This is a genomic window from Gluconobacter kondonii (assembly GCF_002723995.1).
In the GTDB taxonomy this organism is placed as follows: Bacteria; Pseudomonadota; Alphaproteobacteria; order Acetobacterales; family Acetobacteraceae; genus Gluconobacter; species Gluconobacter kondonii.
This window is the reverse complement of the sequence record NZ_BEWP01000014.1, coordinates 1-21882: the sequence shown is the minus strand read 5'-3', so window position 1 is coordinate 21882 and position 21882 is coordinate 1. Positions and strand designations below refer to the sequence as shown.

General features: G+C 52.0%; 20 protein-coding genes and 2 pseudogenes. 12 read left to right on the top strand and 10 right to left on the bottom strand.

Annotated features, from left to right (window positions below):
• Positions 1-9 precede the first annotated feature (9 nt).
• Positions 10-705: a VIT1/CCC1 transporter family protein gene (locus GKO01_RS12520; protein WP_035379753.1), complete on the bottom strand. Its 696-nt coding sequence runs from the start codon at positions 703-705 to the stop codon at positions 10-12.
• Between the two features lie 196 nt (positions 706-901).
• Here GKO01_RS12520 and GKO01_RS12515 point away from each other — a divergent pair, with 196 nt between their 5' ends.
• Entirely contained in the window at positions 902-1471 is a 570-nt protein-coding gene (locus GKO01_RS12515) for a cytochrome b (RefSeq protein WP_061276397.1), read from the top strand.
• Positions 1472-1628: 157 nt separating this feature from the next.
• Here the strand turns inward: GKO01_RS12515 and GKO01_RS12510 are convergent, their stop codons facing one another.
• The 3 genes from GKO01_RS12510 to GKO01_RS12500 form a co-directional block, all read right to left on the bottom strand.
• Positions 1629-1925, bottom strand: a complete 297-nt coding sequence (locus GKO01_RS12510; protein ID WP_099287326.1) for a helix-turn-helix domain-containing protein — start codon at positions 1923-1925, stop codon at positions 1629-1631.
• Positions 1922-2263: a type II toxin-antitoxin system RelE/ParE family toxin gene (locus GKO01_RS12505; RefSeq protein ID WP_099287325.1), complete on the bottom strand. Its 342-nt coding sequence runs from the start codon at positions 2261-2263 to the stop codon at positions 1922-1924. The genes GKO01_RS12510 and GKO01_RS12505 overlap by 4 nt, the downstream gene beginning before the upstream one ends.
• 426 nt (positions 2264-2689) lie before the next feature.
• Positions 2690-3808: a DNA alkylation repair protein gene (locus GKO01_RS12500; protein ID WP_099287324.1), complete on the bottom strand. Its 1119-nt coding sequence runs from the start codon at positions 3806-3808 to the stop codon at positions 2690-2692.
• Positions 3809-3967: 159 nt separating this feature from the next.
• Between GKO01_RS12500 and GKO01_RS12495 the strand changes: the two genes are divergently transcribed.
• From GKO01_RS12495 to GKO01_RS12455, 9 genes are all read left to right on the top strand, one after another.
• Positions 3968-4348: a nuclear transport factor 2 family protein gene (locus GKO01_RS12495; protein WP_099287323.1), complete on the top strand. Its 381-nt coding sequence runs from the start codon at positions 3968-3970 to the stop codon at positions 4346-4348.
• Between the two features lie 445 nt (positions 4349-4793).
• Positions 4794-6170, top strand: a complete 1377-nt coding sequence (locus tag GKO01_RS12490; protein WP_099287338.1) for a transposase — start codon at positions 4794-4796, stop codon at positions 6168-6170.
• 232 nt (positions 6171-6402) lie between these two features.
• Positions 6403-7041 (top strand): tyrosine-type recombinase/integrase, encoded by a 639-nt coding sequence (locus GKO01_RS12485; RefSeq protein WP_099287322.1) that lies wholly within the window; start codon positions 6403-6405, stop codon positions 7039-7041.
• A gap of 8 nt (positions 7042-7049) precedes the next feature.
• Entirely contained in the window at positions 7050-7388 is a 339-nt protein-coding gene (locus GKO01_RS12480) for a type II toxin-antitoxin system Phd/YefM family antitoxin (protein ID WP_174694293.1), read from the top strand.
• Positions 7385-7768, top strand: a complete 384-nt coding sequence (locus tag GKO01_RS12475) for a type II toxin-antitoxin system VapC family toxin (RefSeq protein ID WP_099287320.1) — start codon at positions 7385-7387, stop codon at positions 7766-7768. The genes GKO01_RS12480 and GKO01_RS12475 overlap by 4 nt, the downstream gene beginning before the upstream one ends.
• 243 nt (positions 7769-8011) lie before the next feature.
• Positions 8012-9238: a TolC family protein gene (locus tag GKO01_RS12470; protein ID WP_167383480.1), complete on the top strand. Its 1227-nt coding sequence runs from the start codon at positions 8012-8014 to the stop codon at positions 9236-9238.
• Positions 9235-10392, top strand: coding sequence for an efflux RND transporter periplasmic adaptor subunit (locus GKO01_RS12465; protein ID WP_099287318.1), 1158 nt, complete (start codon positions 9235-9237; stop codon positions 10390-10392). Before GKO01_RS12470 ends, GKO01_RS12465 begins: the two co-directional genes overlap by 4 nt.
• 3 nt (positions 10393-10395) lie before the next feature.
• The gene (locus GKO01_RS12460) at positions 10396-13515 is read left to right on the top strand and encodes an efflux RND transporter permease subunit (protein WP_099287317.1); all 3120 of its coding nucleotides are present in this window, start codon (positions 10396-10398) and stop codon (positions 13513-13515) included.
• Positions 13516-13593: 78 nt separating this feature from the next.
• Positions 13594-14856, top strand: coding sequence for a cation:proton antiporter (locus GKO01_RS12455; RefSeq protein ID WP_099287316.1), 1263 nt, complete (start codon positions 13594-13596; stop codon positions 14854-14856).
• Between the two features lie 411 nt (positions 14857-15267).
• Here GKO01_RS12455 and GKO01_RS12445 read toward each other — a convergent pair whose 3' ends face one another.
• Together GKO01_RS12445 and GKO01_RS12440 are read right to left on the bottom strand one after the other, a co-directional pair.
• A complete protein-coding gene (locus GKO01_RS12445; protein WP_099287315.1) occupies positions 15268-16347 on the bottom strand; it encodes an IS5 family transposase in 1080 nt (359 codons plus the stop codon).
• A 122-nt stretch (positions 16348-16469) separates the two neighbouring features.
• The gene (locus GKO01_RS12440) at positions 16470-17549 is read right to left on the bottom strand and encodes an IS5 family transposase (protein ID WP_099287314.1); all 1080 of its coding nucleotides are present in this window, start codon (positions 17547-17549) and stop codon (positions 16470-16472) included.
• A 239-nt stretch (positions 17550-17788) separates the two neighbouring features.
• On the opposite strand from GKO01_RS12440, the gene GKO01_RS15800 reads away from it, so the two are divergent.
• Together GKO01_RS15800 and GKO01_RS12435 are read left to right on the top strand one after the other, a co-directional pair.
• Positions 17789-18334: a hypothetical protein gene (locus tag GKO01_RS15800; RefSeq protein ID WP_145994766.1), complete on the top strand. Its 546-nt coding sequence runs from the start codon at positions 17789-17791 to the stop codon at positions 18332-18334.
• Between the two features lie 156 nt (positions 18335-18490).
• Positions 18491-19579 (top strand): IS5 family transposase, encoded by a 1089-nt coding sequence (locus GKO01_RS12435; protein WP_099287313.1) that lies wholly within the window; start codon positions 18491-18493, stop codon positions 19577-19579.
• 5 nt (positions 19580-19584) lie between these two features.
• Here GKO01_RS12435 and GKO01_RS16565 read toward each other — a convergent pair whose 3' ends face one another.
• From GKO01_RS16565 to GKO01_RS12420, 4 genes and pseudogenes are all read right to left on the bottom strand, one after another.
• Entirely contained in the window at positions 19585-19713 is a 129-nt protein-coding gene (locus GKO01_RS16565) for a hypothetical protein (protein ID WP_369690480.1), read from the bottom strand.
• An 89-nt stretch (positions 19714-19802) separates the two neighbouring features.
• A pseudogene (locus GKO01_RS16560) lies at positions 19803-19949 on the bottom strand (IS5/IS1182 family transposase); the annotation flags it as partial.
• A complete protein-coding gene (locus GKO01_RS16100; RefSeq protein WP_218017439.1) occupies positions 19892-20365 on the bottom strand; it encodes an IS5 family transposase in 474 nt (157 codons plus the stop codon). The pseudogene GKO01_RS16560 and the gene GKO01_RS16100, both read right to left, overlap by 58 nt.
• 589 nt (positions 20366-20954) lie before the next feature.
• Positions 20955-21882: pseudogene (locus tag GKO01_RS12420) on the bottom strand (IS3 family transposase); the annotation flags it as partial.

The window sequence follows — 21882 nt, the reverse complement described above, 5'->3', positions numbered from 1 at the left end:
AACGCGGCTTCACACGCCGAACAGGCGGCCGATCCCGCCCGTGACGATCATTGCCACAATACCCCAGAACGTCACACGCAGTGCTGGGCGCAGAGGCGCTGCGCCGCCGGCAATCGCGCCAACGACCCCCAGAACAGCGAGAACCACGACGGACGTCAGGGACACGCCCCAGGACACCCACGCCACGGGCGTCAGAACCGCCGCCAGCACAGGCAGTAGTGCTCCGGATGAAAAGGCGGTTGCCGAGGCGAATGCCGCCTGTATGGGGCGTGCCGCCGTGGCTTCGGACAGACCCAGTTCATCCCTTGCATGGGCACCGAGCGCATCATGCTTCATGAGGGCAACGGCGACCTTGCGCGAGAGGTCTTTATCCAGCCCTCTCTTCTGATAAATCCCGGCCAGTTCGGTGACTTCGCCCTCCCAGTCCGTGACCAGTTCCTGTTTCTCGCGGGCGATGTCGGCGTGTTCGGAATCGGCCTGGGAACTGACCGAGACATACTCGCCCGCCGCCATGGACAGGGCGCCCGCGACAAGCGCGGACAGTCCCGCGACGAGAATGCTGCCGCGTGTCGCATGAGAACTGGCAACGCCGACGATGAGGCTGCCGGTCGACAGCGTTCCGTCATTGGCGCCGAGAACAGCCGCACGCAGCCATCCCAGTTTCTCGACGGCATGACGTTCGGCCAAAGGATGGAGACGCGACATAAGATGACCTGCTGCTTCTGGTGAATACAAATAAAGGTTAAGATGCATCATTTGCCGCGACAACAGATATTTCATTCTGATATTGCGAGTTATTTTCAATATTATTTATGTTTTAGGAAAATCTGTTCTGTTCAGAATCCTGTCAGGTAAGCATGATACGGAAGTGGATTCAGGGTTCTTTTTTGCCGAGACGTATATGCCTTATTCAACGCCGGACATCACAGATAGCCTGCTGCGTTACGACAGGCCGACGATCATCCTTCACTGGATGACGGCCTTTCTGGTGCTGCTTCAGTTTGCTCTTGGCGAAACCTGGAACTGGCCAACAAAACCCGTCCATCATCTGATGGTGGTCGCGCATCTGACAGCCGGCATCCTGCTGACCGCAATTATGGTGTTCCGCATTGTCTGGCGTCTGACGAAAGGCCGGCATCTGTCGGACCTTCTCGTGCCTGTGGACCGGGTATTCGCCCTTGGAGCAGAGTACACGCTCTATGTGCTGCTTCTGGCGGAAATCTTGCTGGGCTATCTCTGGCGATGGGGTGCCGGGCAGACGATGAGTTTTTTCGGCCTCCTGATTCCATCCCCGTTCGCGCGGTTCCCGGCGGAAACCGTGACGTGGTTTCAGACGCTACATTACTGGAACGCCTGGTTGATTATGGGTCTTGCGACAGGCCATGGCGCGGCGGCGCTTTTTCATCAGTTTGTCCTGAAAGACAAAGTGCTTGGACGCATGCTGCCGCGGGGTTCCTCACTCAGTCAGTGATTGCGATCGGGAACCTATCTGATTTTCATGATTGGGCAGCATCGTGATGCTGGATTGCCAACAACGTCAGCTTTTTTCGGCTTCCGTTGTACAACAGATGTTCCGCTGTCCCCCCCATAGCGGCCATTTTAATAAGCGTATCGGGACTTATGTTTTCTCAGCGAGCCGCGGAAAGCAGATCACTCACCAACGACGGCCGCTTCTCCAACATCGCCAGCAAAACCTGGGCTGGTCCGGTTGGCTGACGACGGCCATGCTCCCAGTTCAGAAGGGTCCCCTTGGCGACCCCGATACTTCTGGCAAACTGTGCCTGAGAGAGTCCGGTCCGGGTTCTGATGGCCGCTACGTCAACCGACGGAACGCGGACCTGGTGGGTCACGCTGTCCTCGACCGGAGCTTCCGCATAGGCGAGAGCCTCATTCAGCCCCTGCAGAATGCTGTCATAAGCGCTCATGATGGTTCTCCGTATTTCGCAACAAGCGTCTTGCTCAAGTCTACCAGGGCGGCCTGTTCAGATCGCGTCAGATTGTCTTTCTCGTTTTTGGCAAAAACGGTCAGCAGGAACAGAGGCATCTGTCTTCCGCCAAAAACGTAGAGAGTTCTGTACCCTCCCCTCTTCCCACCACCCTCGCGGGAAAAGCGGACCTTTCGCAGACCGCCACCTAAAGAAATGCCAGAATCTGGCATCGCAGCGAGCATGTCGATCAGAGCCGTCCGGTCGTCGTCTGACATCAGGGCTTTTGCCCGCTTTATGAATTCAGGCAGTTCGACAACGGTCTGCAGCTTTGACATTCACAAAAATCTATACGTCATTGGCTCATACGTCAACGGCGTATAGTTCGGAGACATGAAGGGCGTGATGGGCATTTAGACAAACAGCCGTTCAGAAACCTCAAGGAATACCAAAAATCCGCAGTTTTCCGCCATAAAATCTATGTCCATTTTTTTACTTTATCGGACATAGGGGTGAAGCACAAAAAAGACCCACAAAGGTCTTTTCGAGGCGTGTTCCAATGATGCTCATGCAAGGACAACGTCTGCTTCCAGAAAGACAGCCTGATCGTCTCTGGCCCTCTTCGCGATTGCCGTTTCAACTTACGCAGGTCTGTAACCATTCTGAGGCTCGCGGCTGACTTGGGGGGTAAGCAGAACGTCCGGTTTACCGATGTACCCTCATATACCGGTCATTCAAACGAATCTTCTTCCCGGTAAATTGCATCACGCAGGGACGGACATTGAAGTTATTACTTCGAAGTTCCCGAGGGGATGGGCTTCGCCATTGATGATGGCGTCAATACGGTGGTTGCCTGGAAAATGACGACGTGTGGTCATAGTCGCCAAAGACACCGTAGCACTGAGCGCGATCTTTTCTCCGGAGTGTATCGTAAGGGTGCGAAGCCTGAAAAACTTTGCGCGTGAACTTCCGTTGGCTTTCACAAAATGCACGGTATAGCCGATTAGCAAGCGCTGGCTCTGTTGTGCAGTGCTCACGACTTCAAAAGAAACGCGCGTGTTTCCACCCAGTGTGACACGCTGCGGGGCGATCGCGACGCCTGATAAACGTATCGAAGGATTTGCTGCACCTCCCAATATGCGTATTGCATCCTGATTGCCAGTGGCGACGAGCGAGCGAAGAGCATGGCGGACAATCCAGGTACGTCCCTCAGGCGCTTCTTGCGCCCAACGGCGGCAGGTCTCGATAACCAATTCAGGATGATCTTTAGCGATATCGTTCAGATTGTTCGCGACCGAACGTCGCACATAGGGCACAGGGTCGTCTCTGAGACGTTCAAGCAATTCAATTACAGGGCGCGGATTGTGCTGAAACGCGCGCAAACGAGGCGCCCATGGCAGGCGCGGGCGCATCCCCTCCGAAGCCAATCGACGCAGATGCGCGTTGTCGTCATCAGCCCATACCAGCATCTGCTCGTAGGCTCGTTCCGGATACTTCACCAGAAAGGCTCGGATACTGAATTCAGCAGTAAACCTCTTGGTGAGTTCAGCCTGAACCCGCATGGCTGCCTCATAGTCGTCAAGGCCATATTTTCGAACAAAAAGGACATGCGGCATGTAACGAAGCGCCGCACCACCAATTTTACCGGTCGGCGGCAATTCTGGACCAAGAGATGCGTCAATGACAGCGGCGGCTTCAGCAAACCGCACAGGCAGATATACACGCATGGCGTCCGCGATATGTGCAGCACGACCGGTGAGTTCCAGTTTGTTCAGGCCCTCCATTGAACGCGCGATGAAGGCGTCGGCATCAAAAGAGATATCCACGGCACGAAATTCGGCGGCAATCTCACATATGAGCGCCAGGCTGAATATGTCTTTCATAGCTGGAAATCTCTTACCGGGTCATTTCGGATAAGGTGCGTGTCACCGAGATCGAATGCAGAGAGAGGGACAACATGCAAGGCGTATCTTGATACCTTTTCGCAACAGATCTAAAATTTCACGTTTATCGTTAGGCATTGGGACAAAAAAGGGCTGATCATGAACAAGAAAAATATACCGGTAAGTGAATATAAAGATGTTCGAGGGCTCCTTGAAAGATATGTCGAGGCCTTGCGCACTGGCAATGCCGACAGCATGTCCGGCATATTTCATAAAGATGTCGTGACGCATGGTATCGTCGACGGTGAGCTTGTGGGGGGCACTGGCAATCTGGCGGCCGAATTTATCAGGGCCCACGGAGCTTCCCCGGAAATCACATCTCATATCGATATACTCGACATTACTCCTGTCACGGCGGTCGTGCGCATTATTACCGAAAATGATGCCATTGGCTCTGACTGTTGTGAATATCTTAATCTGATCAAAACAGGCGGAAGATGGTCGGTATTCTCCAAAGCTTTTCTGCAATTCGATAAGTGAGCAACTTCACAAGGCACCCGTCATATTTATATCCATTGTGGTAAAAAAGGGGAGGGAACCAGAATGTCAGGCCGGAAAGCCCGCAGATATGACAGATGCCGGGCGCCGCTTCTTCTCGATTATTTCTGCACGACAGCCATCATGTTCTGGCTATAAATCCTGATCCTGATAATTCGGTGCGAATATGTTATGGAGTTACTTCGCGATTCCGGTAAGGCTTCATTCACTTATGCCAACAACGATTTTCCAGAAGATTTTTACTCATCGTTCAAGTGGTTGGGCCCTTATCCAATCTTGAATTGTGATCACCCGGGAACATCCGCTTTCAAGAATATAAAGATAGATCCTTTACGTCCGACATGAAGGCGATTGTGTTGAAAAACTCCGTCTTGCGGTAATTGTTTCCTGCTGATTCAGTATCGTCACAGGCTGGAGGGCGATGCGGATGATGGGCGAGCGGATCGTGATGCAGGAGGCGCTGTTCTACGAGTTCAGGCTTGAGCAACATGTTCCTGAACGCCACATGATGCGGCTGATTGATCGTTTCGCAGATCTGACTGCGGTTCGTAATCACTTGAAGCCGTTCTACAGCGATACAGGTCGCCCCTCTATCGATCCTGAACTGCTAATCCGTATGCTGATCATCGGCTACTGTATGGGAATCCGTTCCGAGCGTCGCCTGTGCGAGGAGGTTCACCTGAACCTCGCCTATCGGTGGTTCTGCCGTCTTGGTTTGGACGGCGCAGTGCCGGATCACTCGACGTTTTCCAAGAACCGGCATGGCCGTTTTCGGGAGAGCGACCTGCTTCGGCAGGTTTTCGAGACGACCGTTCGCCGTTGCATTGCCGAGAACCTGGTAGGCGGCGAGAGCTTTGGTGTCGACGCCAGCCTGATCCGGGCCGATGTCAATCGGCAGCGGGCCGTCCCCGGAGACGAGGGACTACCGCCCGATGCCGCTGGCCGCGCGGTGCAGGAATATCTTGAAACGCTGGACGACGCAGCCTTCGGCGGCTCAACACCCGTCGTGCCGAAGAAGCTGGCGCCGACGGATCCGGCCGCCCGCTTCACGGCCGCCACGCCGGAACGAGCGTTCTTTGCCTACAGCACGAACTACCTGATCGATCTGGATCACGCCGTAATCATGGATGTGGAAGCCACAACTGCTGTGCGTCAGGCCGAAGTCACCGCCCAACGCCACATGGTCGATCGCGTGCAGGAGCGGTTCGGTGTCTGGCCGGCGCGACTGGCCGCCGACACCGCCTATGGCGATGCGCCGAACCTGGCGTGGCTGGTCGACGAACGCGGTATCGAACCTCATATCCCGGTGTTCGACAAATCTGCCCGCAGCGACGGGACGTTTGCCCGGTCTGATTTCAGGTTTGACCACGAGCACGATCGATATATTTGCCCGGCCAACAAAGAATTGCGTTCATCGCAACGCAACTCTGCGGTGTCTCGCTCACAGGTCGATCAGGACGGGTTCATTCGCTACCGTGCCAGCAAGCACGATTGCGACGGCTGCGCATTTCGACAGCGCTGCACGCCGAATACGCCAGCCCGCAAAATCATGCGCTCGATCCATGAAGGCGCCCGGGATATGGCCCGCGACCTCGCGTTGACGGACGCCTATGTCACGGCGCGTCGACAGCGAAAGAAGGTCGAGATGCTGTTCGCCCATCTCAAGAGAATTCTAAAACTGGACCGCCTGCGATTGCGCGGTCCAAAGGGCGCTCATGATGAGTTTCTCCTCGCCGCAACCGCCCAAAACCTCCGCAAGATGGCCAAGCTCGTCCCACCGCGGGTAGCGATGGCGGCAGAGTGAGGTGAAGAGGCCAATCAGGCTAACCCCACGGTGCTTTCATCCGCAATCACAGCAAGGCTTTTTCAACACAATCAAGGCGTAAGCGGACCTGCTGCTTACGCCTCTTCTCAGTCATAAGACGAGCAGTTCCAGTTTCCGCAAAGCGGACGGTCGGCAATAGTTCTCGTTATCCGCTGATGTCCTCGTCCAGACTTCTGATTGCTGCATGTGCAGCTGATCAGGAGAACATATCATGGAGAAGAAAACGCATTTTCCATCGCCTACGTTGAAGGCGTCCGTGCCCTGGAATGCAGGAAAAATGGTTGGAGCCAAGAGGGCGCTCAAAGAAAAGCACGTTTGGGCTATTCGGTTCTGGCTGGGTAGCGAGCAGCGTATCAGAGACAAGGCTTTGTTTGATCTTGCTCTCGATAGCAAGCTCAGAGGCTGCGATCTTGTCAGCCTTCGTATCGGCGACATCGTGACCAGCGGTCAGGTGCGTCACCGAGCCATGGTCGTCCAGCAGAAAACTCGGCGACCTGTACAGTTCGAAATTACAGAAACAGCCCGGGAAAGCGTGCGGGCGTGGCTGGAGCATCGCGGCGGTGGCCTGAATGAGTATGTTTTTCCAAGCCGCCTAAGCGCCAAAGCTCATCTGAGCACAAGGCAATACGCCCGGCTTCTGGATCAATGGGTTCAGGCGGTGGGACTGATCCCCGGTGAATATGGAACTCATTCACTCCGTCGGACAAAGGTTGCCATGATTTATAAACGAACCGGCAATATCCGGGCCGTTCAGATCCTGCTCGGCCATACAAAACTGGATAGTACAGTTCGATACCTTGGGGTGGATGTCGAGGACGCTCTGGCATTGTCTGAAGCTACGGACCTCTGAAATCGAATATGCCTCGGAAAATCTCTACCTCCTCCCTATGTGTACATGTTATGGTGACACATAGGGAGGAGACTATGAGTCAGCATCTTTTAGATAATTTACCGTCCCCACAGAAAATCGGTGTTCGAGAGTTCCGCGGAAACCTAACGGCTTATCTGCGTCAGGTCAGACAGGGCAGCACGATCTTGGTGACATCTCATGATGAGGTTGTGGCTGAACTGCGACCGCCGGCTCCTTCCTATCGCCCCCGCCGTCAGCCAGGAGCTCTTCGCGGGCGGATCAGAATAAGTGAAAATTTTGATCAGACACCGCCGGACATTCTTGAAAGTATGGAACGCGATCTGTGAAGGTTCTGCTTGATACTCATGCGTTGCTCTGGTGGCTTTCGGACTCAGAGCGGCTGGGTGAGACTGCACGGGAGATCATCGCAGACCCGGCCCACGATATTCTGGTGAGTATCGTGTCGCTATGGGAGATTGCGATCAAAATCCGTATCGGAAAGCTGGATGCCGATATGAACGACATTCTGGCAGCGATTCCTGCGGAAGGTTTTTCTCTGCTGCCAATACAGCCCGAACACCTGCAGATCCTGATGTCTTTGCCTCTGCATCATCGTGATCCGTTTGACCATCTCCTTATGGCGCAGGCGCAAGCTGAACACGCAACATTCCTTTCCGAAGACGAGCAAATTGATCACTATCCCATCAAGAGAATATGGTGTTCATGATTGCCAATCTGGATAAAATATATAATTGTAATAAATTAATTAATACTAAATATAAATAAAGTTCACAGTGTATATTTTATATTAATTATAATTTTTATGTAAAAACTAAAGAATATTCTATTTATTTCTTTGATTTACGTCTTAAAATTATTTTAATTTCTTAAGACATTCTTTGAAAAACATCTTCCCTTATCAAGATGTATGCTTTTGGCTCGGTTGGGCCGATCTGGAAGTTATGAATTCGTGAAAATCTCTTTATTGATACATTATATCAGTACTGCGGTGATTATTATAAGTGTTGTTTCTTATGCTCGGGCGGAGACTCTCCACGATGCGATACAAAGGGCATGGAAAAACGATCCTAATCTTTCATCTTTTCATATCGATGCCCTATCTTCAAAGAAAGAAGTAAAATCCGCCCGATCTTGGTTCCCAGACAGTCCGATGATTACGGGGGAATATCTCGACGATCATTTCATTGGTAGTAAAGTTGGTTACACAACGTACCAAGGAGGTATTAATTTCCCTCTGTGGTTGCCAGGTCAAAGCCGTGCTCTTTCAAACGAAGCTCTTGGGAATCAGGCCGTAGCAGAGGCTAGAGCACAAGTTCAGAAATTGGTGACCGCTGTGCGCATCGTCACATTGACGAGTCAGGCTACCCTGCAAAGAGAGACCGTTAGAAACCTTCGCCACGCTGACGTACTTTTGGGGAATATCGCTCATGTAACGGCAGTCGCTTATCAGAACGGTGAAGTATCTGGATCTGATAATGACGCGATAATTGCCGAGAAAGAGGAACTAGAAGGTAAAATTTCTGACGCATCTCAATCTCTAGAGAGTATTCAGTCAGACATCCAGGCATTAACGGGCTCTGATGAGATTCCCGATCTTTTATCGCTTTCGGGGCATATTTTAGAAGGTCGTAATATGGCTCTGGATATTGAAAAAGATCCAAGAGTCAGGTTGGCTGAAGCCGTTAGAAAACTTTCCAAAGCTTCTTACGCTGTCGTTCGTCATTCTCAAATCCCTAACCCTCGGATTGGTGTGATGGTAAGTCGGCAAGAGCAGTATGAAAGTCCCTGGGATACCCAAGTAGGGGTTCAGCTCCAGATTCCTCTCCCAAGCTCCGCACGAAACACACCTAGAGAAATGAAGGCGGTGCGCGCTATGGCGGCGGCTGATCGTGATACCATTCTGGCACGTAGAAAAGTCCAAACCGAATACCGACAAATCCATACTCGCTTTCGTTCTTCACTCATAACTTTGCAGCACAGTAAAGCAACAAATGCCGCACTACAGAAGCGTGCAGACAATTTGGAAAAGGCTTGGAAGATGGGTGAAGCGCCCATCATAGAATATCTCCGTGCGCGCCGTAGTGCACTCGAAGCCCAGCAAAGAGCCTCTCAGGCGAATGTCGTCTGGCACACGGCTATGATCAGAATGATGCTCCTGACAGGAGAGACCCCATGAAAAAATCACTTTTTTTTCTTGTCCTGTTGGGCATGAGTTCTTTGTGCTTTCCTGACGTAGGCATGGCTGAAAAGACTGTTCAGATTTCGCCGGATGCCTTTAAAGCGGAAAATATTGTGATCTCTACGGCGATAGCCGGAACGCTGTCTGATCATATGGATGTTCCAGCCTATGTCGCGCTTGATGAGCGTCATGTCGCCCGTATCCACCCAGTCGGAAACGGCCGTGTTCAAGAAGTATTTGTGACGCCAGGAGAGAGAATTCAGAAGGGCACCCCTCTTTTCAAGTACGAAAACTTTAGTCTGGCCGATCAAGAACAAAGAGTTAACGAGGCGCAGGCGGCTTATCAACAGGCCCTGGCGCAAGAAAGTAACGCAACGGATACGTATAAACGTGGGCGCGCCTTGGAGGGAGGCGTTGTTTCTTCCAGCGAAGTAGAGCGACGTTTCTCATTGTTTAAAACTGCACGTGAACTGCTTCGTCAGAGACAGGCGGAGTTAACTATGGAACGGCAACGTCTTGCGCGGTATTCAATACAATTGGAAAAAGGAGAAGGTCTGGTTTCTACCGTGACCTCTCCGATCAGCGGTATTATCCGTACGATTTCAGTGGCTCAGGGAGAGAGTGTTTCGAATACAGCCTTACCAGCTGTTGAAATTGACGACCTCTCGCAGGTCTGGGTCATCTCGCAGGTTGATCCACAGAAAGCTGGACTGTTGGCTTCTGGAGGGCAGCAGCTAACATACATCTCTGCAAATCAGGCTCCTATTACTTCAAATATTACTCTTATCGAGGCCAGTATCGATCCCAGAACCAGACATGTTCTGGTACGCAGCCTTGTAACAAATCCTGATATGGTTTTACGCCCTGATATGCTTGTAAAAACTCGTTTGATGACAAGAAATCGTGTCTCCGGTGTTCTTGTTCCAGAAGTCGCCATTCAGACACTGAATGGAAGAAATTGTGTCTTTATTCAAAAGTCAGATCATGAATTTGTCCCGCGGAATGTGACTGTGGCGACTACTCTTGAGGGAAAAGCTTTGGTGACAGAGGGTCTCAAGGCTGGGCAAAAAGTCGTCTCTCAAGGAAGCTTTGTCCTGAAGTCACAATATCTTCTGGCGCCGACACCTGATCATTCCGAAGCACGGGACTAGATCATGAATTTCTTTTTGCATGTCGTCAGAGGCCGTAAAGGAATTCTAGGCTGTATTCTGCTTTTGATGGTGGCTGGTCTTTTCGACCTTCGCTCTCTTCCTGTAGAGCCTGTTCCAGATATTTCTCCACGTCAGGTCCTGGTCACCATTCAGGCCCCTGGATTACCGACGGAAGAGGTGGAGAAGCTCGTTACATTCCCTATTGAGACAGTGCTATCTGGGGTTGTCGGGCTAAAAAATCTCAGATCGGTTTCCCGCACAGGCGTGTCGGTTCTGTATCTTCAATTCGATGACAACACGAGTATTTATCGCGATCGGGACCTGGTGTCCCAATTTCTGGATCAGGCAAAAAATACCATTTCAGTTCACGGCCTCTCCATTAGCATGGGACCAATGGCCACAGGCATGGGTGAAATCATGCAATTGGAGATAAAAGGGAAAGGCCAGTCTCTTACAGATCTGAACCGTATTCTGAACTGGTCCGTTGTACCTAAGCTGCGACTGGTTCCTGGGGTGGTGGATGTCAACGTCAATGGTGGTGCGTCGGAGACCTACGAAGTCGCGCTCGATCCAATGGCTATGCGTCGGTTCAATGTGTCCGTTTCGGATGTTTTCAAAGCTGTCGATACTGGTAATGAAGCTGCGGGGGGGGCGTGGATAGAGCATAACGATGAGCAGCACATTATTGTGGGGCGTTCACTTATCGATGACCTCAAGGAACTGGGAGAAATTCAGGTCAAAAGTGGTCCAAACGGAGAAGTTGTTCATATCAGGGATATTGGCACTGTCCGCAAGGGGGCTCTGCCAAGGCTAGGAGCTGTAACACGGGATGGTAAAGGAGAAGCTGTGAATGCAGTTATTCTCTTGCAGGAAGGCGCAAGTGCCCGTGACACGCTCAATCGATTAAACAGAATTCTCCCAACGCTTCAAAAAACACTCCCAGAGGGCATCACCCTGGAGCCGTATTACAGCCGTACAACTCTGACAGATGTGACGATTGATACCGTCAAGGAAAACCTTGCATTGGGCGCGTTGCTTGTTCTGGTGGTGCTGCTTGTCGTTCTTGGAGACTGGAGGGCTTCTCTTGTCATCATGTCCATCATCCCTTTTGCTTTATTGGCTGCAATGGTTGGAATGCATCATCTCGGTATTTCGGCCAATCTCCTGAGTCTTGGCGCCATTGATTTTGGGATGATTGTTGATAGCGCACTGGTGATTGTTGAAGGCGTTCTTAGTATTTCCATTGTGGCCGGACTGACTCTGCAAGAGCGCGTAGCGAAAGTAACAACATCCGTCGCGCGACCAGTCATTTTTGCTATTTGCATCATTATGCTGGTTTATCTGCCGATCCTGACACTGGAAGGTGTCGAAGGCCGGATGTTTCGGCCAATGGCGGAAACAATCATCTTGGCACTGCTGGCGTCTTTGGTATTCGCATTTTTGGGCGTGCCCGCATTATGTGCGATGATCATGAAGAGCCATTCTGGAAGCGTTCAAACAAAGAATGTTCCTGAAAGGCATGGACATGATGGCAGTATCGAGAGCCATGACACGCGATTTATTGCCTTTTTACGGCGAGGATTCAACCCGGCAGCGCGATACTGCCGCACGCATACAAATCAGATTTTTATAGTTGCAGTCGGCATTTTGCTGGTGTCTGTCTTTTTGGCGGCGCGCCTTGGAGGAGAATTTATTCCACAACTCCAAGAAGGTGATCTGATTGTCACGTCAACACGCCTTCCGGCGATTTCATTGGGTGCTTCGATCCGCGAAGTCACTGCAATCGAGAAGACGCTGAAAACGTTCCCTGACATACGAACAATTGTGAGTAACACGGGCACGTCTGCCATTCCGACAGACCCATCGGGTGTAGAGCAGACTGACAGTTATGTTCTGCTCAAGCCACGATCAGAGTGGAAGACGGCACATTCTCAGGAAGGGTTGATTAGAGCGTTTGACGCAGCACTGCGCCAAAACAATCCTGGCTCGCTTTTTTCTTGGAGCCAACCCATTCAGATGCGCATGGATGACATGCAGGCAGGAGTGCGCTCGCAGATTGCGATTGGCATTTATGGCCCTGATATCCGCACGCTTCAAGCGCTAGCAAAGCAGACGGCTGACATTGTCAGTAAAATCAACGGTGCTGCAGACGTCGCTCCTCAGGACGTTGGAACCATTCCATACCTTCATATTGATGTAGACCGAACAGCTGCAGGTCGGCTTAATGTAGATACAGCGACTATTCTTGATGTTGTTGAGTCATTGGGGGGACATGTCGGGCCGCCGGTTTCAACTGGTGACGCTTTAATTCCGACTGAAGTAAGAATTGATGCCCCGCAAAGGCGTACTCTTGATGATATCAAACGCCTCCCGGTTGCTACACGTGATGACCAGATGGTTGAACTGTCTCAGGTCGCTAAAATTACGCTGAATGATGGGCCAGCAGCCATCCGCCGCTATCAGGGAGAGCGACGGATGATGGTGCAGGCGAACGTACGCGGGCGTGATATGAGCTCCTTCGTGCAGGAAGCACAGAAGACCGTTGTCCAGAAACTTAAACTGCCCCACGGATATCGTGTTGAATGGGGTGGGCAGTTTCGCAATCTCCAGTCTGCTGTTGCTCGATTGGAAATTGTCGTACCGACTACCTTAGCTCTTATCTTTTTTCTGTTGGTGTTCGCCTTTGGAGATGTTTGGGTGGCTGGTTTGGTCTTCCTAAATCTACCATTCGCGGCCACCGGGGGGATTTTGGCGCTAACCGTGAGAGCCCTGCCGTTTAGTGTCTCCGCTGGGATTGGGTTTATCGCCCTGTTCGGCGTGGCCACCTTAAATGGCGTAGTCCTTGTTTCCTGCATTCGGGAAAAGCGAGCAGCAGGGTTGTCGGCGCGTGTTGCCAGCCAGGAAGCTGCCGAGGAACGGTTCCGCCCTGTCATGGCTACCGCGACGGTAGCCTGTCTGGGTTTCTTTCCTATGGCGTTTTCAATGAGCGAAGGAGCTGAAGTCGAAAAACCATTGGCCACCGTTGTTATCGGTGGTTTGCTATCTTGTACGGCGTTAACTTTGCTTGTTCTTCCGTCTCTTTATGTAAAATTATCGGAATTTAGAGAAAAAGATAAAAAATAAACGTTACCAAATGAGAGAAAAGACGAGAATTTTTCCAATATTTCTTTATGCAAAGCGAAAAAAGTCAGACATAACAATATGGATACCATCAGCATCCTCGCTCTTCTTCTAACTCTCTCGGCGGGGTTCAGTATTCTCAATCACCACACGTTTCGCCTTCCTGTCACGATCGGTGTGCTGGTCTTCTCATTGCTGGCTTCCTTGCTGGTCATGATCCTGAATCCGCTGATACCGGCCTATGACCTTCAGGCTCTCCCGCGATCTGTTCTCGGAGCCATCAATCTTCCCACGGCTCTCCTGAATGGCGCGCTGTCTCTGCTCCTGTTTGCCGGGGCCACGCAGGTGGATGTCGGACATCTGCGCGCAAAGCTTGCCTCCGTGGCTGCTCTCTCTGTTTTGGGAACCGTTCTGGCCGTTGCATTTCTGGCGATCGCGGTATGGTACGCTTTCCCTCTGTTAGGTCACACCGTTCCTTTCACATGGTGCATCGTCTTGGGGGCTATCCTCGCTCCGACTGATCCCGTTTCGGTTGTCGGGATGCTGAAACGTCTCGGACTGCCTGCCCCCCTGCAGGCTGTTTTCGCAGGTGAGAGTCTGTTCAATGACGGCGTGGGGGTGGTGATCTTCGGCGTCACGATAGGACTGGCGACCGGGGACAGCCAAGGAGTGACCGCCTCCGAGATTGCTCTGAGTTTTTGCCGCGAGGCGATCGGTGGCGGTCTGTTGGGCGCACTGGCCGGATTGATTGCACTCCGTATACTTAAGGGACAGCGGGATCCGCACATTGATCTGTTGACGTCGCTGGCTCTTGCGACCGGAACCTTTAGCATTGCCAACCAACTTGGCATGTCGGGTGCGATTGCCGTCGTGGTGGCGGGACTGTGCTTTGGCACAAGCTATAGCCATTCCGTTTTTGATGAGGCATCCCGCAAAGAACTCGACGTCGCATGGACACTCATTGACGAGGTGCTAAACGTCTTGTTGTTCATGCTGATTGGCTTTGAAATTCTTGAGATCACGCCGCATCTGTTTGCGGTGCTGGCGACACTTGCCGTGATACCGCTATCCATTGCCGTGCGGGCATTAAGCGTGCTGTTTTCAACGCTTCCGGTTCATCTCAGGCAATGGGAACGAGGGCGTGTTCTTGGTATCCTGACCTGGGGCGGTCTGCGTGGCGGCATCTCGGTTTCGCTGGCACTTGGACTACCGCCCGGAGACTTGCGGGAGCTTCTATTGCCTGTCTGTTACGGGGTGGTGGTGTTTACGATTATTGTCCAGGGGCTAACCATGGAGCGGGTTGCCCGCAAACTCTATCCTTCTTCTACGCCTGAGGCGCAATAATGCGGTTTTGGTTATTTGAAGGACAGAGCGGTATGTATTACAGTAATGACCGAGTTATCATGTTTTCAACAGATAGCCGATATTCCGCTTAGCCCTCGTCTTTCGGTGTCCGCAAGTGTCCAGTGGTCTACAGCTCCACAGAATTATTATCAGCGCCGACCGTACTTTGTCATAGACTCCCGAACCGGACGCGGGCGGCTTCGGTTACAGGTGTGAACAAGCTAATGATAGTCCCCTCGGGGTCGCGGAACTGGAGCGTGCGGTTACCCCAAGGCAGCGTCTTGGGTTCGATCACAAATTGGAGGGATCGAAAAACTGTTTGTTGATATGCCTTGGCGAGTAATTTCTGGTTTTTGGGGTCGTTTTCGGTCTGCGTTTTGAGCAGATCGAGGATTGGCACCCGCTGGCTGGCTACGCGCTCGCGTTCAACCTCTCGAGGAAGAGGAAGCGGCGCATGTTGTAGACAATATTGGCCAGGCCGATCCTCATGGTGGCCCGGGTGATACCGACAGTTCGGACGAACAGACCCATTTGCGATTTCTGGTCAGCAAAGACATGCTCGACGCGGGATCGGATCACGGACTTTCCTGCATTGGACCGCTGGATATGGAGTGGCATGGGTTTGAGATGCGGCTTCTTCCTGTGAACCTTTGAGACAAAGCCCTGCTTTTCCATGAAATCTTCATTGGCTTTTGAGCGATACGCCGTGTCCGCCCAAACGCTTGAGGCCGTATTGGTTTTATCCAGCAGCCCTTCTCTCAATCGCGCACCATCACTGGCGGCGGCATCCGTTGTCTTCCATTTCCGGATGAACCGATACTTCCGGTCGATGGAAACATGCGATTTGTAGCCAAAGAACGGAATGGCAAGATCCGTTGACGGGATCGTCCCATCATCCTGCCGCTTTGCTTTGGTGAACTTCAGTGTCCAGCGCGCATGGCGATCCTTGTGCGACAGCTTTGACGGCTTGTCCTGCCAGTCTTCGGGAATACGGCCTGCCCGGAGATCGGCTTTCTCGGAGTTCGTGTTGCGCTGCTTTGGAGCAGCCACCAGCGTTGCATCCAGGATCTGACCCGACATCGGCAGATAACCAGCACTGCGCAGGGTTGTATCAAAGCGATTGAACAGACCCTCGATCGCTCCCGCCTGGGTCAGGCGTTCACGGAACAGCCAGACCGTTTTGGCATCAGGAACACGATCTGAAAGCCCCAGGCCAAGGAAGCGCATGAACGACAGGCGATCGTTGATCAGATACTCAGTCCGTTCATCGGACAGATTGTTCAGCGTCTGGATCACCAGGATTTTGAACATCAACACTGGATCGAACGGCGGTCGCCCGCCCTTGCTTCCGTCTGAATAGGCCAGAGCCTGCTCCAGGTCAGGACGGAACACTTCAAAATCCACAGTCCGGGAAAATGCTTCAAGCTGATCACCAAGCCCGCTCAATCGAGCAAGTCGCTCTTCAACGTCAAAAAATCCCGCCTGTTTCATAACGCCATTCCCTCAGTCAGAACCGGACGAATGGAATCACAGAGCTGATTTCAAAACCAGCGGGTTTTTCGAACCCTCCATCTGCGTTTTGAGCAGATCAGGGGCTGTCCCCCGCTGGATAGCTATGCGTTCCCGTTTAATCTTTCGAGGAAGAGGAAGCGGCGCATGTTGTAGACAATATTGGCCAGTCCGATCCTCATGGTGGCCCGGGTGATACCGACAGTTCGGACGAACAGACCCATTTGCGATTTCTGATCGGCAAAGACATGCTCGACACGCGACCGGATCACCGATTTCCCTGCGTTGGACCGCTGGATGTGGCGGGGCATGGGCTTGAGATGCGGCTTCTTCCTGTGAACCTTTGAGACAAAGCCCTGCTTTTCCATGAAGTCTTCATTGGCTTTTGAGCGATACGCCGTGTCCGCCCAAACGCTTGAGGCCGTATTGGTTTTATCCAGCAGCCCTTCTCTCAATCGCGCACCATCACTGGCGGCGGCATCCGTTGTCTTCCATTTCCGGATGAACCGGAACTTCCGATCGATGGAAACATGCGATTTGTAGCCAAAGAACGGAATGGCAAGATCCGTTGACGGGATCGTCCCATCATCCTGCCGCTTTGCTTTGGTGAACTTCAGTGTCCAGCGCGCATGGCGATCCTTGTGCGACAGCTTTGACGGCTTGTCCTGCCAGTCTTCAGGGATACGTCCTGCCCGGAGGTCGGCTTTCTCTGCGTTCGTATTGCGCTGCTTTGGCGCTGCCACCAGCGTGGCATCCAGGATCTGGCCGGACATCGGCAGATATCCGGCTTTCCGCAGGGTTGTATCAAAGCGATTGAACAGACCCTCGATCGCTCCCACCTGCGTCAGGCGTTCACGGAACAGCCAGATTGTTTTGGCATCAGGAACACGATCTGAAAGTCCCAGACCAAGGAAGCGCATGAACGACAGGCGATCGTTGATCAGATACTCCGTCCGTTCATCGGACAAATTGTTCAGCGTCTGGATCACCAGGATCTTGAACATCAGCACCGGATCAAATGGCGGTCGACCGCCTTTACTCCCATCTGAATAGGCCAGAGCCTTCTCCAGTTCCGGGCGGAAAACCTCAAAATCCACAGTCCGGGAAAACGCTTCGAGCTGATCGCCAAGCCCGCTCAGTCGAGCAAGCCGCTCTTCAACGTCAAAAAATCCCGCCTGTTTCATAGCGCCATTCCCTCAGTCAGAACCTGACGAATGGAATCACAGAGCTGATTTCAAAACCAGGGGGTTTTTCGAACCCTCCATCTGGTAATATGAGCACTGCTTATTCCGAGATAGCACAGACATATGGAACTTCCGAAAAGACTGGATCAGGAGAAGATTATAGTGAATATTATGGAAAATATTATGATATAAATATAAAAAAATAATATTATAACCCTTTATGAATTTAGGATATTTCCATGAAATATTTTATTGTAGTTTTCTCTATTTTTTTAGGAATTTTATATCCAGAAGATGGAATCTCCCATGAGGTTGGCTTATTAAAATACAACATATACAATAGTAGCATAAACGATACTATTAAATATATTGGTAAAAATTTACCAATGCCATTAGAGATGGTATCAAATATTTTTGGAATATTCCCTCCTTTGGTTAGAGCTAATGATAATTTTATTCTATACAATGGTAAAACAGATAAAGGAGGAGTATCTAAAATAGATAAAAAATTTATTACAATCGACGGATACTATATAGATTTTGTTGAAGAAAAAATGTTTAATCCCCCGTATATTAGTGAAATTCTTATCGGATTTAACTCATCGAAAAAATGTTTGAATCCTGATATGTTCTCAAGCATTGTTAATAACAGACTTTATATATCAGAAATTGATTTTTTATATAGTTCAGTTATTAATAATTTTATAAAGATAAACATTAATTACTATGACGGGATAAAATGTGTCTCTTCTATAGATTTAAAAAATATTAAAATAAATAATTAATTATTATACATATGCGATGGTGATTTATATTATCAGTTCCGTTTGAATTTTATTAAGATACGCGGTATTTATACTTGGGGGGTTCGAAAACAACCCCTGGTTTTGAGGTCTGCTCTGTGATTCCATTCGTCTGGCTCTGACTGAGGGAATAGGGCTATGAAGCAGGCTGATTGCTTTGACGTTGAAGAGCGGCTTGCGCGATTGAGCGGGCTTGGCGATCAGCTCGAAGTGTTTTCCCGGACGGTGGATTTTGAAGTGTTCCGCCCCGATCTGGAGCTGGCTCTGGCCTATTCGGATGGGAATAAAGGCGGACGACCCCCATTTGATCCCGTGTTGATGTTCAAGATCCTAGTGATCCAGACGCTGAACAATCTCTCCGACGAGCGAACGGAGTATCTGGTCAACGACCGGCTGTCCTTCATGCGCTTCCTCGGCCTGGCGTTATCGGACCGGGTGCCTGACGCCAAAACGGTCTGGCTGTTCCGTGAACGCCTGACCCAGGCGGGAGCTATTGAAAGACTGTTTGACCGGTTTGATGCAACTCTGCGCAACGCCGGGTATTTGCTGATGTCCGGCCAGATCCTGGATGCCACGCTGGTGGCAGCGCCAAAGCAGCGCAATACCAACGGGGAGAAAGTTGATCTTCGGGAAGGCCGCATTCCGCAGGACTGGCAGGACAAGCCGGCCAAGTTATCCCACAAGGATCGCCATGCGCGATGGACACTGAAGTTCACGAAGGCAAAGCGGCAGGAGGACGGGACGCTCCCGGCTACGGACCTCGCCATTGCGTTCTTTGGCTACAAATCGCATGTTTCCATTGATCGAAAGTTTCGACTGATCCGGAAATGGAAAGCGACGGATGCCGCCGCCAGTGATGGCGCCAGACTGCGCGAGGGCCTGCTGGATAAAACCAATACGGCCTCAAGCGTTTGGGCTGACACCGCGTATCGCTCGAAAGCCAATGAGGACTTCATGGACAAAGAGGGTTTCGTCTCGAAGGTCCACAGGAAAAAGCCGCATCTCAAGCCCATGCCCCGCCATATCCAGCGGTCCAACGCAGGGAAGTCGGTGATCCGATCCCGCGTCGAGCACGTCTTTGCCGATCAGAAATCGCAGACGGGTCTGTTCGTCCGGACCGTGGGTATCAACCGGGCCACCATGAGGATCGGCCTGGCCAATATCGTCTACAACATGCGGGGCTTTCTGTTCCTGGAGAGGTGGAGGGATCGAAGAACCCTTGATTGATGTGCTTAGGTCTCGTTGACAAAAGATTCAATCCAAAGCCTCGCGGCGGCGATATTGAGGAAGCTCATGAAGGACAAGGCGGTTTTGTCGTAGCGGGTTGCAATACGCCGCATCTGCTTGAGTTTATTGAACATCCGCTCAATGCGATTGCGGTCTTCGTAACGCCGCCAGTCTGTTTTCTGTGGAACACTGCGGCCTTTCGTGAGGGAATAACCGGCAGGATACCACGGAGCAGCAGATCCTGGCGGAACCAGTCGCTGTCATAGCCCCGGTCGGCCAGCATGGCTTTGGGGTTTGGAACCGCAAACGCCATCAGGGTATCTGTGGCTTTGTAATCCGAGACCTGACCTCCGCTAAGGGCAAAGCCGAAAGGACGTCCTTGATTGTCGCACCGGGCGTGGATTTTGCTCGTAAAACCGCCGCGTGATCGAGCAAAACCTTCCGTATGAGCCCCCCTTTTGCACCCGTTGCCTGGGAGTGGGCGCGGACCACGGTACTGTCCACCATATGCTGCCAGTCATCACTCAGACCCAGGTCAACCAGGGTTTGCAGCAGGGCATCCCAGACACCCTGTTCAGCCCAACGCCGGAACCTGACATAGACCGAGTTCCATTTTCCGTAGCGCTCATGCATGTCCCGCCACGGACAACCGGTGCGCAGGACATACAACATGCCGTTGAGAAACCGGCGATTGTCTCCGGATGGCCGTGCCCAACGGCCACGCTCGGATGGCAAAAGCGGACCAATCAGCGCCCATTCACGATCCGTCAGATCCCCTCGTGCCATCCCCGCTTCACCTTATCGTCTTCGTTAAAGACAACAGTGAATCAGATCTCAGAATGAGCGTATAGACCTTTTGTCAACGCAACCTAGGTTTACTTCCCGTTCCGGTTACAGCGAGTGTCTTCTTTCTCGTGATTGCCTCTGTAGTTCCACGTCTAGATCAGGAACTCAATACGGTTCTGCATATCGTTCCGCTCTATATTTCCTTTGCTATATGCGCGCCCCTGCTGGGCTGGGTTGTCTCTCGAGTTTGTCGATTGCAGGCTACTGCAGGTCGGGCAGTTGCATTTAGCGGTGCATCACGAAACTCTCTGGTTGTGCTGCCACTGGCTTTATCAGTCCCCGGTGCAGTGCCTCTCCTACCAACTGTTATCGTTACCCAGACACTTGTCGAATTGCTTGCCGAACTCATTTTCATTCGGGTGATTTCGCGTCTCGGATCACGAAGTTAATAGATGACGGATATTCCTCTCTCAGGTGTTTAGTCCCGGGATTTGATGGGGTATTATTTTCACGCGAGTGGAAGGAAGCCAGAGGTGGCCCCGTCTGTTCGGACAGCTTTTGGGTTTGAATAAGCTATACCCGGTTGTTGTCATGCCGCCATTCTGACGGCGCTGCTGTTGGCCCTCTGGTCCGGGGTTAACCCCGGACCAGAGGGCATCGGCACGTCATGATACGCCTCATCGGGCGTGCGTCCAGCCAGTGCCGCGTGCGGACGCTGCCCGTTATAATGGGTGATCCATTTCGTGAGCCCCACTCGAAGTTCTGATCCGGTCTCAAAGGCGTGCAGGGAGACGCATTCGTATTTCATCGACCGCCACAGACGCTCGATGAACACGTTATCCAGCCAGCGCCCACGTCCATCCATGCTGATGCGGATCTGACGCTCTTCCAGGAGCCCGGTAAAACGGGGCGTCGTGAATTGTGAGCCCTGGTCAGTATGGGGTGCCGTAGCGCATCAACGCATCCCGGAGCGCCTCGATACAGAACTCCGCGTCCATCGTGTTCGACAGACACCAGGACAGGACCTTGCGCGTGAACCAGTCCATGATCGCCACGAGATAGAGAAATCCCCGTTTCATGGGGAGATACGTGATGTCGGAACACCAGACCTGGTTGGACCGGTCGATGACCAGATCCCGCAGCAGATACGGATATTTCCGATGCTCTGGATGGGGCACACTCGTGCGTGGCTTCTGGTAGATCGCCCGCAGCCCCATAATCGCCATGAGCCGCCGGACCCGCTTGCGACCGACTTCATGTCCCAGGCGGCGCAGATGCCATGTCATTTGCCGCGAGCCATAATACGGCGTTTCCAGGAACTAGGCGTCGGTCAGCCGCATCAACGCCAGATTGGCCTCGTTCTGTGGCACAGGCCGATAGTACACGTCCGACCGGTTGAGTTGTAGCAGCGTGCATTGCCGGATGATCGGCAGACGTGCTCGCTTCGGGTCAATCATCTGCCGCCTCTGATCACGCCCAACCGAGCAGAGGCATCGCGTAAAAAATCCCGTTCCACG